Here is a 12856-nt window from a genome sequence, read left to right on the forward strand (position 1 = left end):
CGCCATTCATGCTTCAAATTCACCGCCCGAGTTGTACCAAAAACGCCATCTGGAACAACTTTTTTTGCCCCGAGTTGTTCCACTTTTTGAGTTATGATTTGTTTAAATTCAATAAATTGCAAGATTTGGAACAACTGGAACGACTGGAACAACGTTTTCTGAGTATATATGCGTGTTTTCTGTCTGTATGGTGAACAAAGTCTCAACGATTAATTTGTTGCTTTTTTGTTGCTCCAGTAAATTCATGCACACAATGTTCGTTGTTTCTTTTTGCGTGGGATTGATGCGGATGAATATGGGGGTATATGTGGGGGTATGTTATATTATTGAATGAGCTAATTCCTATTAAATTCAGACAATTAGTATCTAATATTCAATCCTACAGGGGTCAGCGCTTAATCCAGCCCACTCTTCCCCAGACCGACCAACCGCTACCGATCCTTCACTCTGTGCCTGCTTTTAACCGTCTGATTTGCGTGGTTAATTCCAGATGTGTATCATTCTGAACCCGGCTCTGTAGCCTGTCGGTCAGAACGTTTGTTCCGCCATCGACCGGTCATTGGCGTAGTTCCAGTCAGGGCCACCATACCGCCACTAGCTCATCGGGAAGAGCGACAACCAGGATGTTGTAGTACGGGGTTCGAGGCTCCGGTGGCGGACCAACGCCGACTTAGCTCAGTAGGTAGAGCAACTGACGTGTAATCCGTAGGTCATCCGTTCGATTCCGGTAGTCGGCACCCTATTTATGGCTTCCCCGTGGGATGCCTCTGGCACGACATTCATTTCACTGTTGTACATGCCAATCATGAAGGACATTTATGTGGTATCTACTCGCAACTTCGCTTGCCGCACTTTCCCTGAATAAAAGCCTGGCTTACCTGATGCTGGGGTTAACGGCATTTCTCGGCTGGAAACAGAGCATTCTTGACGCCCCGGCGCTGCTGGTGATTGCATTAATCGTTATTGGCTGGTCTGTTGTTGAATGGCTACGTAATAAAAATAATAAATATACTTATCTGGTCGAAGGCCTGTGCGTAGTCATCGCCGTTGCCCTGGTTTTGCATGCGATCCCTGGCTTCCATAACCCGAAGGTACTGGACGCTGTCGTTGTTGGTCCGCAAAGCATGCCGTTCAGTATGTACTTTAATATGGACAAGGCAGTGGTGCCGTTCTTTTTAATTACGTGCATGCCAACGTTATTCGTAGCAAAACCCCTTTATAAAGCTGGCAAGGTAGGCTGGGGAATATTGGTATTGGCGATACCCGCGCTGTTACTTCTGGCTGTTGCGTTGGGCGGGCTGAGAATTGAGCCGCATGCGCCAGAATGGTTTGCTCAATTTGCCCTTGCGAATATTTTCTTCGTCTCTTTGGCCGAGGAAGCCTTGTTCAGAGGCTATCTGCAGCAGCGCTTGTCCCGGGTTGTGCATCCTGTTGTAGCGCTATTGATTGCCTCACTCATTTTTGGGCTAATGCATTATAGCGGCGGTTTACTGCTGATTATTTTTGCCAGCCTCTCCGGTATTATTTACGGCCTGGCGTGGATGTGGAGCGGCAGGCTCTGGGTTGCAACGTTCTTCCATTTTGGGCTGAACTGTGTGCATTTATTGTTCTTCACCTATCCGATGTATGCCCCTCACGCGTCTGTGTGATGCTTTTTAAAATAGTGGCCTTATATATTTGGCTGCCTCCGGATAAGCATAAAAAGCCCCGAAGCATCGGGGCTTTTTTTATATATGCCGGGGGCATGAATAACACATTTACCTTCGCGTCAGAATAAATAGAAGGCTAATGAATTTCATTGTTGGCAGGCTTAAGGTTTTCTTAATCTAAAAATTATCTCGCATTAAAATTTGGGTTTTTATCATTCTAAAATCTGCTAAAAACGAATTTTACACTTTTACGCCTAAACTCGATTGATAGTAATTATCATTAGCGTTGTTGTATGCTTTAATCCTGTCCCACACAGCCCTTTGTTGTTTATCACGTTGGTCTATTAAGGATATGTTCATGAATTCTCGCCTGCTGTCATGCTTCTCGCTTGCCCTGTTGTCTTCATCACTTTTCCTTTCAACTCAATCGGTTGCCGCTGATAACAACGAAGGTATCGTTGTTTATAACGCGCAGCATGAAAATCTGGTGAAGTCGTGGGTAGACGGTTTTACCAAAGAAACGGGTATTAAGGTCACTCTGCGTAATGGCGATGACAGCGAGCTGGGCAACCAGCTGGTGCAGGAAGGCAGCGCATCGCCTGCGGATGTATTTTTAACTGAAAACTCGCCGTCAATGGTGCTGGTTGATAACGCCAAACTGTTTGCGCCATTAGATGCAGAGACATTAAAGCAGGTACCGGTGGAGTATCGTCCGGCACACGGTCGCTGGATCGGGATTGCCGCTCGCAGCACGGTGTTTGTCTATAACCCGGAAAAACTGAGCGAGCAGCAGCTGCCAAAATCGCTGATGGATCTGGCTAAACCCGAGTGGAAAGGCCGCTGGGCTGCCTCTCCGTCAGGAGCCGATTTCCAGGCGATCGTCAGCGCAATGCTGGCTCTGAAAGGCGAGCAGGCCACCCTTGAGTGGCTCAAAGCGATGAAAGCCAATTTCGTTGCCTATAAAGGCAACAGCACCGTGATGAAAGCCGTTAACGCCGGTCAGATTGATGGCGGGGTGATTTATCACTACTACCGTTTTGTCGATCAGTCCAAAACGGGTGAAAACAGCAAAAACACCAAACTCTACTACTTCAAACACCAGGATCCGGGCGCCTTTGTTAGCCTCTCCGGCGGCGGCGTGCTGGCGTCCAGCAAACACAAAGCGCAGGCACAGGCCTTCATTAAATACATCACCGGCAAAGAAGGGCAGGATAGCCTGCGCACCAATAACGCCTTTGAATATGCGGTGGGCGTGAATGCGGCCTCTAACCCGAAACTGGTGCCGCTGAACGAGCTGGATGCACCGAAAGTGGAACCTTCCACGCTTAACAGTAAAAAAGTCATCGCGCTGATGACGCAAGCTGGCCTGCTGTGATCCTGAGAGTAAAGTGAACGTCCTATGTCTGGTCTGAGTCTCGACATCGGCAAAAACAGAGTGCGGGAGCCTGCCCGCAGGCGTCCTGCGCTGCCGATGGTTGCGTTAGCTGTCCTGTTTTCATTAATGGCGCTTCTGCCTTTGGGCTTTATCATTGCCATAGGCATTGAGACGGGCTGGGAAACCATTAAGGCGTTGGTGTTTCGCCCGCGTGTTGCTGAGCTGCTCAGCAACACGCTGTGGCTGACGGCCTTAGCGGTGCCACTCTGTATCGTCACCGGCGTGGCGATAGCCTGGCTGACGGAACGTACTCAGCTGGCCGGGCGGGGGATCTGGTCTGCGCTGGCGGTGGCCCCATTGGCCATCCCCGCGTTCGTGCAAAGCTACGCCTGGGTGAGTGTGGTGCCTTCCATGCATGGGCTTTCTGCGGGCGTGTTTCTCTCCGTGTTAGCCTACTACCCGTTTATCTATATGCCCGTGGCGGCGGTGCTGCGTCGTCTGGATCCAACGCTTGAAGATGTTGCCGCTTCGCTCGGCACGCCGCCGTGGCGGGTCTTTTTTCGCGTGGTGTTACCGCAGCTTAAGCTCGCGATTTGCGGCGGCGCGCTGCTGGTGGCCCTGCATCTGCTGGCGGAATATGGCCTGTACGTGATGATCCGCTTTGATACCTTCACCACCGCCATTTACGACCAGTTCCAGTCGACATTCAGTGGCCCGGCGGCAAATATGCTGGCGGGTGTGCTGGCGCTATGCTGTCTGGCCATCTTGCTGCTGGAAGGGGTCACCCGCGGGAAAGCCCGTTATGCGCGCATCGGCGCAGGGGCGGCACGTGAACAGACGCGCTGGCCGCTAAAGCCTGTTGCTGCGGCGTTGGGCCAGCTGTTTTTCCTCGTGCTGATTGTGCTGGCGCTGGGCGTACCGCTCATTGTGCTGTGTCGCTGGATATGGCTTGGCGGCGTACAGAACTGGATGAGCGCCGATCTCTGGCACTCGCTGCGCCAGACGCTGATGCTCGGCGTGGGCGGCGCGCTGCTGACCACCGCCTGTGTCATTCCCATCGCCTGGCTCGGTATCCGTTATCCGCACCGCATCTTCCGGATGCTGGAAGGGTGCATTTACATCACCAGTTCTCTGCCGGGGATCGTCACCGCCCTCGCGCTGGTCACGGTCACCATTCACTATGCACGTCCGATTTATCAGACCGAAATTACGCTGTTCCTGGCTTATCTGCTGATGTTTATGCCCCGTGCGCTCATTAACCTGCGGGCCGGGATTGCCCAGGCGCCGGTGGAGCTCGAAAACGTGGCGCGCAGTCTGGGCAGCACGCCCGCGAAGGCATTGTGGAGCGTCACCATGCGCTTGGCCGCGCCCGGTGCGGCGGCAGGGGCGGCGCTGGTCTTCCTTGGCGTCAGTAACGAACTGACGGCGACGCTGCTGCTCTCCCCGCTGGGAACGCGCACGCTGTCCACCGGTTTCTGGGCGCTGACCAGCGAGATCGATTATGTTGCCGCTGCGCCTTACGCCATGCTGATGATTTTGATTTCACTTCCGCTGACCGCCATTCTTTATATGCAGTCCAAAAAAATTGCAGGGCTATGAGATGCTTGAATTAACGTCCATTTCTAAATCGTTTTCCGATGCGCAGGTGCTCGACAGCTTAAACCTGAGCGTCGCGCCGGGAAGCCGGATGGCGATTGTCGGGCCGTCAGGGTCGGGTAAAACCACGCTGCTGCGTATCCTTGCCGGGTTCGAAACGCCGGATAGCGGACGGATCGTGATGCAGGGCCGAATCCTGTTCGATCAGAACAATTTTATTCCCGCGCATCTGCGTAAAATTGGCTTTGTTCCTCAGGAGGGGGCGCTCTTCCCGCATCTTAATGTGGCAGACAACATTGCCTGGGGATTAGACGGTATCCGCCACGAAAAGCGCCAGCGCGTGGAAGCACTGATGGAGATGGTCTCGCTTGACAGACAACTCGCCACGCACTGGCCGCATGAGATTTCCGGCGGCCAGCAGCAGCGCGTGGCGCTTGCCCGCGCGCTGGCACAGCGTCCTTCCCTGATGCTGCTGGATGAACCCTTCTCGGCGCTGGATACCGGCCTGCGCGCCATGACGCGTAAGGCCACGGCTGACCTGCTGGCGGAAGCGGGCGTGGCCTCGATCCTGGTGACTCACGATCAAAACGAAGCGTTGTCCTTTGCCACGCAGGTGGCGGTCATGCGATCCGGGCGTTTCACTCAGGTCGGCACGCCTTATCAGGTCTATAGCCAGCCCGTGGATGAAGAGACGGCGCTGTTCCTGGGGGATGCGGTGATCCTGCCTGCTCAGCTCGCCAGCGGCTATGCGCTCTGCGCGCTGGGCGAGGTGCCCACGGATAACGCCCAGGCGACGGGGCAGGGCAGAGTGATGTTGCGCCCTGAGCAACTGCACGTGACGGCATGCGCGGCGCACGAAAGCCCGGTATCGATTGTTGATGTGGATTTCACCGGCCAGCTCTCCACGCTGACGCTGGCGTTAGCCGGACAAACGGAGCCGATTACCCTGAAAACCGTCAGTCAGCCTGGATGGCACCCGGGGGCGGTGGTGCGTATTGATATTGCTGGTACGGCGCGCGTTTTTGAATATTCTTAATGTTCGTTAGTAATTTAATCCAACGGGTTGTTATAAAAGAATTTTCCTTAACGTGTGGCATTTCCTGAGATTCTCTACCATGCTCATAAAACCTCACCATCATGTGTGAGGTTTTTCGTAGTTGCTGATTAATCTCAAGGAAAAAAGGTTATGAAAAAGACGACTGCTATTTTGCTGGGAACGGCGTTTCTGTTTACCACCAATACCTTTGCGGCTGAACTGCTGACGAAAAATGAATTCGAGAAAGTCGAATCGCAGTATGAAAAAATCGGTACGGTAAGTACTTCAAATGAAGTCTCTATTGATGATGCAAAGAAAGAATTGATTGAAAAAGCAGATAAAGAAGGTGCCGACGTACTGGTGCTCACGTCAGGTAATACCAACAACAAAATTCACGGCACGGCCGATATTTACAAGAAAAAATAATGTCCTGCAGCCATCCCGGATCCGGGGTGGCTGTGCGTCACGCTTTCCCTCTGTAACATCTCTCTCTTCCCCGGCTTCATTTAACCCCCTGTCCTCAGGCCGAAACGCGCGGTTACACTTGCTAACGCAGATATAATGCGTATAGTTCTCATTTGCATTACACATAAACTTTTCTAAGGCCCGACAACGGGCCATTTTTGCGCGCACATTTAATGAGTCCATTATGAACAACACCAGAATGCATAAAACACTGCTGGCGCTCGCCGTTGGCGCAGTGACCCACGCTGCCCTGGCGGCAGAGGCAAAGCCAGAAGACACCATGGTCGTCCAGTCTGCCACCGGGCCTGATTTCACTCCCGGCGGCGACCAGCTGGTGCCCGCCTTCCTGGATGGACAGGTGGCAAACGGCGGCCGTCTGGGGATGCTCGGCCAGCAGAATGCCATGGACGTGCCGTTTAATATCATCAGCTACACCTCGAAGCTGGTGGAAGATCAGCAGGCGAAAACCATTGCTGATGTGGTTGCCAACGATGCGGGCGTGCAGTTTGTTCAGGGTTACGGTAACAGCGCCGAAACCTTCCGTATTCGTGGCCTGAAGTTTGACGGCGATGACATGACCTTTGGCGGCCTGTCCGGCGTGCTGCCGCGTCAGGTGGTGGATGCCCAGATGGTCGATCGCATTGAAATTTTCAAAGGGGCAAACTCGCTGATGAACGGCGCGGCAAGCTCCGGCGTGGGCGGGATGATCAACCTTGAGCCAAAACATGCGGGCGACGTCCCGCAGGCGAAAGTGGGCGTGGACTACACCTCTGACTCACAGATTGGCACCACGCTCGATGCAGGCCGACGCTTTGGCGACAACGACCAGTTCGGCGCGCGCGTGAACCTGGTTCACCGGGAAGGGGAAACCGGTGTGCCGAACGACCGCCGCCGCACCACGCTGCTCTCCACCGGTCTGGATTACAAAGGCGACAATTTCCGCACCTCGCTGGATCTGGGCTATCAGAAGAAAACCTTCCACGGCAGCCCGACCAGCGTCAACATTTCCGCCGTGGACTTTGTGCCTGAGCCGCCGAAAAACGATCGTAACTTCTCGCAGAAATGGGCCTACAGCGACATTGAAAACGAGTTCGGGATGTGGCGCAGCGAGTACGACATCACTGACAACTGGACGGCCTATACCGGTCTCGGCGCGCAGCACGCGCACGAAGAGGGGATCTACAGTGCACCGAAGCTGGTGGACAAGAGCGGTAAGGCCACGGTCAGCCGTCTTGATACCAACCGTATCAGCGATTCCGTCAGCGGTATGGCGGGGATACGCGGTCACTTCACTACCGGCTTTGTCTCGCACAAGGTCAACGTGGGGTATTCCGCGATGACCAAAAACGAAAAAATCGCCTGGAAAATGTCGGCGACGGCGGATAACCCAACCACCAACATTTACCACAACACCGGCGTCGCGATGCCGGACAGCTCCAATTTCAACGGCTCTGGCGGCAAATACAGCGATCCGCTGACCAGCGGGCGCACCCGCACTCAGGGCTGGCTGCTGAGCGATACCCTGGGCGTGCTGGATAACAAGCTGCTGTTTACCGCTGGTGCACGTCATCAGAAAGTGGTCATCCGCGGGTACAACAAAATTACCGGTGCGGAAAACGACGCGGACGGTTTTGACGGCAGCCGCTGGATGCCAACCTACGGTGTGGTTTATAAACCGTGGGAGGAAATTTCGCTTTACGCTAACCACACCGAAGCACTGCAACCGGGTAAAACCGCGCCCAACACGGCCACCAACTACGGCCAGAGCACCGGTATCGTTCACTCTAAGCAGAATGAAGTGGGCGTGAAGGCGGACTTTGGTCGCGTGGGCGGCTCCCTGGCGCTGTTTGAGATCAAAATGCCGTCGGCGATCCTCGACGACAGCGGTCACTACGGCCTGGACGCTGAGCAGCGTAACCGTGGCGTAGAGCTGAACGTCTTCGGCGAGCCAATGCTCGGGATGCGCCTGAACGCCAGCGCCACCTGGCTGCAGGCCGAGCTGACCAAAACCAAAAACGGCGTGAATCAGGGCAACGATGCCATTGGTGTCCCGAACTTCTACGCCGTGCTGGGCGCAGAGTACGACATCAAACCGATTGAGGGCCTGACGGCTACCGCCCGCGTCAACCACTCCGGCACGCAGTACGCCGACCTCGCGAACAGCAAAAAGCTCGACAGCTATACCACGCTGGATCTGGGCATGCGCTATCGCTTCGCGGTGAACCACAATGAAAACCAGATGACGGTGCGCGCGGGCATCGACAACGTGACCAACGAAAACTACTGGTCCAGCGTTGATGATTCCGGCACCTACATCACGCAGGGCGAACCGCGTACCTTTAAGGTCTCGGTTGGCTACGAGTTCTAAGCGTTCCACCTCGTTATCCGGGGCAGGGATGCCCCCATCCTTCCGTACCTTGTTATAAAATTGTAATAAAAGCTTCTTACACTGGCCTCCAGACCTTTACCTCTTGGCCAATGACAGGAAGCCGCTATGGGCAGACCCCTCAAATCCGTATTTAAAAAAGAACATCGCGACGATATCACTAACCGCAGCGCTAACCCGATATTCTCCGAGGTTGCGGAGGTATTCCTCTCCCGCCGCCGTTTTTTACAGATGGGCGCCGTGGCGGGTGCTGCCGCTTCATTCCCTTTTCTGATCAAACCTGAAAGCGCCATTGCCGCAGTATCAAAGCCTTCTGCACTGGCAAAAGCGGTTTCCCTGGGCTTTACCAGCATCGACGTATCCACGGAAGATACGGTCAGGGTGCCGGAAGGCTATATCGCCCGTCCGTTTTATCGCTGGGGTGACCCGACGGGGATCAAGAACAACATGCCGGCGTTTAAACAGGATGCCAGCAACACCACCGACGAACAGGCCGTGCAGGCGGGCATGCACCACGACGGGATGGCGTGGTTTAGCCTGCCGCAAGGGAAACAAAACCCGGAACATGGCCTGCTGGCGCTGAATCATGAGTACATCGATAACGGGATGCTGTTTACCGACGGCACGGCCAACTGGAATCTCGACAAGGCCCGCAAGGGGCAGAACGCGATGGGCGTGTCGGTGGTGGAAGTGAAAAAATCGGGCAGCGACTGGCAGGTGGTTCGCCCGTCTTCGTATGCCCGCCGCATTACCGTCAATACGCCGATGCAGCTTACCGGCCCGGCGCGGCATCAGGACTTAATGAAAACCGCCGCTGACCCGCAGGGGGAACGCGTGCTGGGCACCATGCAAAACTGCGCCAACGGCCATACGCCGTGGGGCACCTATCTCACCTGCGAGGAGAACTGGTCGGATATTTTTGTCAAAAAAGCCGATCTTAATCCGCTGGAAAAACGCTACGGCATCAGCGACAGCGATGAATCCTACCGCTGGAACGAGGTGGATGACCGATTCAGCGTCGATAAAACCCCTAACGAACCCAACCGTTTCGGCTGGGTGGTGGAGATTGATCCCTACGATCCCACCTCCACGCCGCGCAAGCACACCGCTCTGGGCCGCTTCAAGCATGAAGGCGCCGCCGTCACGCTCGCCGCCGATAACCGCGTGGTGGTCTATATGGGGGACGACCAGAAGTTTGAGTACATCTATAAATTCGTCTCGGACAAAAAATACGATCCTGCAAACCGTGAAGCCAATATGCAGCTGCTGACGTCCGGCACGCTGTACGTTGCCCGGTTCAACGAGGAGGGGAGCGGCGACTGGCTGCCGCTGATCTTCGGGCAGAATGGCCTGGATAAAAGCAACGGTTTCGAAAGCCAGGGCGATCTGCTGATCAAAACCCGTCTGGCGGCCGACGTGGTGGGGGCGACGAAAATGGATCGTCCGGAGTGGATTGCGGTCGATCCGCACGCCAGCGGCAGCGTCTACTGTACGCTCACCAACAACAGCGATCGCGGGAAGGAGGGCAAAGCGCCGGTCGATGCCGCCAACCCGCGTGCCAACAACGTGTTTGGTCATATTATGCACTGGCACGAAGAGGGAGCCGATCCGGCCGCCGCTCGCTTTAAGTGGGATATTCTGGTGATGGCCGGGCGTACCGACAGCGACGATCCGAAGGCCAAAGGCTCCATGCAGGGTGCAGCATTCGGCAGCCCGGATGGCCTGTCGTTCGATCACCAGGGCGTGCTGTGGATCCAGACCGATGTCTCTTCCAGCACCATTAATAAGAAAGCGTACGAAGGGATGGGCAATAACCAGATGGTGGCTACCATTCCGGGCACCAATGAGTATCGCCGTTTCCTGACCGGCCCACGCGGGTGTGAAATCACCGGGATTGCGTTTACGCCGGACAACCGCACGCTGTTTATTAACATTCAGCATCCGGGAGAGGGCGGGGATGATATTACCGACCCGGCCAATCCGCGTGCTGTTTCCAACTGGCCAGACGCGAACCCGAACGGACGTCCGCGTTCGTCGACGGTGGTTATCACCAAAGCGGACGGTGGGATCATCGGTTCGTGACGTTTATCCGCCGGGTGCACGCAGTGGCCCGGCGTTAAACTTGCTACCACCAGCATGAAGTGTTAAAACGTGCCCCTTCTAAAAAAGAGACAGGGGTAGGACGTGAAAGACGCGTCATCCGCTTCAGGCAACGGTAGCGCTGAAGCTTCGTCGGAACAGAACCCGACGCTGCAACGTGGTTTGCAAAATCGACATATTCAGTTAATTGCCCTTGGCGGCGCGATCGGTACCGGGCTGTTCCTGGGTATCGGCCCCGCCATTCAGATGGCTGGCCCGGCGGTCCTGCTGGGGTACGGTATCGCCGGGGTTATCGCCTTCCTGATCATGCGCCAGCTCGGCGAGATGGTCGTCGAAGAGCCGGTGTCAGGCTCGTTCGCTCACTTTGCCTATAAATACTGGGGCCCGTTCGCAGGCTTCCTCTCCGGCTGGAACTACTGGGTGATGTTTGTGCTGGTGGGAATGGCCGAACTGACCGCCGCAGGCATCTATATGCAGTACTGGCTGCCCGAGGTGCCAACGTGGGTCTGGGCTGCGGCCTTCTTTATTATCATCAACGCCGTTAACCTCGTGAACGTGCGCCTGTATGGTGAAACCGAGTTCTGGTTCGCGCTGATCAAGGTGCTGGCGATTATCGGCATGATCGGCTTTGGCCTGTGGCTGCTGTTCTCAGGCCACGGCGGCGAGCGGGCCACTCTCGACAACCTCTGGCAGCACGGCGGCTTCCTGGCGACGGGCTGGAAGGGGCTGATCCTGTCGCTGGCGGTGATTATGTTCTCGTTCGGCGGGCTGGAGCTGATTGGGATCACCGCGGCCGAAGCGCGCGATCCGCATAAAAGCATTCCAAAAGCGGTTAACCAGGTGGTGTACCGTATTCTGCTGTTCTACATCGGCTCGCTGGTGGTACTGCTGGCGCTCTACCCGTGGGTGGAAGTGAAGTCCGACAGCAGTCCGTTTGTGATGATTTTCCACGATCTGAACAGCAACGTGGTGGCGTCGGCGCTGAACTTCGTCATTCTGGTGGCGTCGCTGTCGGTCTATAACAGCGGGGTTTACTCCAACAGCCGCATGCTGTTTGGCCTTTCGGTGCAGGGGAATGCGCCGAAATTCCTCACCCGCGTCAGCCGCCGCGGCGTGCCGGTCAACTCTCTGCTGCTTTCCGGGGCCATTACGTCGCTGGTGGTGCTGATCAACTACCTGCTGCCGAAATCCGCCTTTGGTCTGTTGATGGCGCTGGTTGTCGCCACGCTGCTGCTGAACTGGATCATGATCTGCCTGGCGCACCTGCGTTTTCGCGCCGCGATGCGCCGCAAGGGGCGTGAGACGCAGTTTAAGGCGCTGCTCTATCCGGCGGGGAACTATATCTGTATCGCGTTCCTGGCGATGATCCTGGTGCTGATGTGCACCATCGACGACATGCGTCTGTCCGCCATGCTGCTGCCGGTGTGGGTGGTGTTCCTGTTTATCGCGTTTAAGCTCTCACGCAAAAAGTAGCCCGTTTTTCTCCCTCTCCCTGTGGGTGTTCGGTCCGGGGTGAGGGCAACAGACCGCACCAAACCAGACCGCACCTGCCTTCACGCCCGGTGGCGCTGCGCTTACCGGGCCTACATGTTGCACTATTAAATCTCAAACGCTATCCGTTTCCCGTTTGGTAACGTCACATCGATGCTTAGCTCCCCTCCAAGCGCACTCACATAGCGTTTGAGCGTTGAAAGTCGGGGGTCGTTTCCCGGCTGTTCGATTTTCGCCACCGTGGGTTGTTTTACCCCCATTGCCACAGCCAGTTCTATCTGCGAAATATTGAGCTCTTCCCGCAGTTGGTTCAGCGCAACAATTCTGCGCATTACTTCAACTTTCGCCGCAATGCGCTCCTGACTTTCCGCGCTCTGTTGTGCCATAAGTTCTTTTAGCGTTGCCATATGGCCTCCTTATTCGCCAGATGTCTGTGATACTCAACGTCAGCCAGCGCTATCATCTCTTTATAAAACCGTTTTTGGTTGCAACCGGTTTTGTCCCCGGCACAGAGCACAATTGCTTTGCGGTCAGGATCAAAAGCAAAAAAGGCCCTGATGGGATTTCCTCTGTGCTGAATTCGTAACTCTTTCATGTTCCCAAAGGCTGAAGCCTTCACGGTGTCTACAAACGGCCGCCCAAGTTGCGGACCAAACTCAGAAAGAATATGCATTGCTGCCAGCACATCTTCTTTTAACGCTGTTGTTTGTTCAAAGAACCATTCATCAAATCTGTCTGTTGTCTCGACGTTCCACATC

10 protein-coding genes are annotated in these 12856 nt (G+C 55.3%); 8 read left to right on the forward strand and 2 right to left on the reverse strand.

The annotated features are described in order from the left end of the window. Positions 1 to 818 precede the first annotated feature (818 nt). The 8 genes from VF709_RS07775 to pheP all read left to right on the forward strand — a co-directional run bounded on the left by VF709_RS07775 (position 819) and on the right by pheP (position 12080). On the forward strand, positions 819 to 1649 hold the full coding sequence (locus VF709_RS07775; protein ID WP_038418833.1) for a CPBP family intramembrane glutamic endopeptidase: 831 nt from the start codon (positions 819 to 821) through the stop codon (positions 1647 to 1649). A 358-nt stretch (positions 1650 to 2007) separates the two neighbouring features. Further along, entirely contained in the window at positions 2008 to 3024 is a 1017-nt protein-coding gene (locus VF709_RS07780) for an iron ABC transporter substrate-binding protein (protein WP_038982837.1), read from the forward strand. A gap of 24 nt (positions 3025 to 3048) precedes the next feature. After that, complete coding sequence (locus VF709_RS07785) at positions 3049 to 4623, forward strand: ABC transporter permease (protein WP_187170836.1); 1575 nt, start codon at positions 3049 to 3051, stop codon at positions 4621 to 4623. Position 4624: 1 nt separating this feature from the next. Next, positions 4625 to 5656, forward strand: a complete 1032-nt coding sequence (locus VF709_RS07790; RefSeq protein WP_149896831.1) for an ABC transporter ATP-binding protein — start codon at positions 4625 to 4627, stop codon at positions 5654 to 5656. Positions 5657 to 5806: 150 nt separating this feature from the next. Continuing rightward, a complete protein-coding gene (gene yahO, locus VF709_RS07795; protein WP_013097697.1) occupies positions 5807 to 6082 on the forward strand; it encodes a DUF1471 family periplasmic protein YahO in 276 nt (91 codons plus the stop codon). 223 nt (positions 6083 to 6305) lie between these two features. Beyond that, positions 6306 to 8489, forward strand: coding sequence for a TonB-dependent receptor (locus VF709_RS07800; RefSeq protein ID WP_013097696.1), 2184 nt, complete (start codon positions 6306 to 6308; stop codon positions 8487 to 8489). Between the two features lie 126 nt (positions 8490 to 8615). Further along, a complete protein-coding gene (locus tag VF709_RS07805) occupies positions 8616 to 10589 on the forward strand; it encodes a PhoX family protein (protein WP_149896832.1) in 1974 nt (657 codons plus the stop codon). Positions 10590 to 10691: 102 nt separating this feature from the next. Then, complete coding sequence (pheP, locus tag VF709_RS07810) at positions 10692 to 12080, forward strand: phenylalanine transporter (protein WP_013097694.1); 1389 nt, start codon at positions 10692 to 10694, stop codon at positions 12078 to 12080. A 125-nt stretch (positions 12081 to 12205) separates the two neighbouring features. Here pheP and VF709_RS07815 read toward each other — a convergent pair whose 3' ends face one another. Continuing rightward, on the reverse strand, positions 12206 to 12505 hold the full coding sequence (locus VF709_RS07815) for a helix-turn-helix domain-containing protein (protein WP_149896833.1): 300 nt from the start codon (positions 12503 to 12505) through the stop codon (positions 12206 to 12208). Then, complete coding sequence (locus tag VF709_RS07820) at positions 12493 to 12855, reverse strand: type II toxin-antitoxin system RelE/ParE family toxin (protein WP_013097692.1); 363 nt, start codon at positions 12853 to 12855, stop codon at positions 12493 to 12495. Before VF709_RS07820 ends, VF709_RS07815 begins: the two co-directional genes overlap by 13 nt. Position 12856 lies beyond the last annotated feature (1 nt).

Source organism: Enterobacter sp. Lyrl_3 (assembly GCF_051948675.1).
Taxonomy (GTDB): domain Bacteria; phylum Pseudomonadota; class Gammaproteobacteria; order Enterobacterales; family Enterobacteriaceae; genus Enterobacter; species Enterobacter cloacae.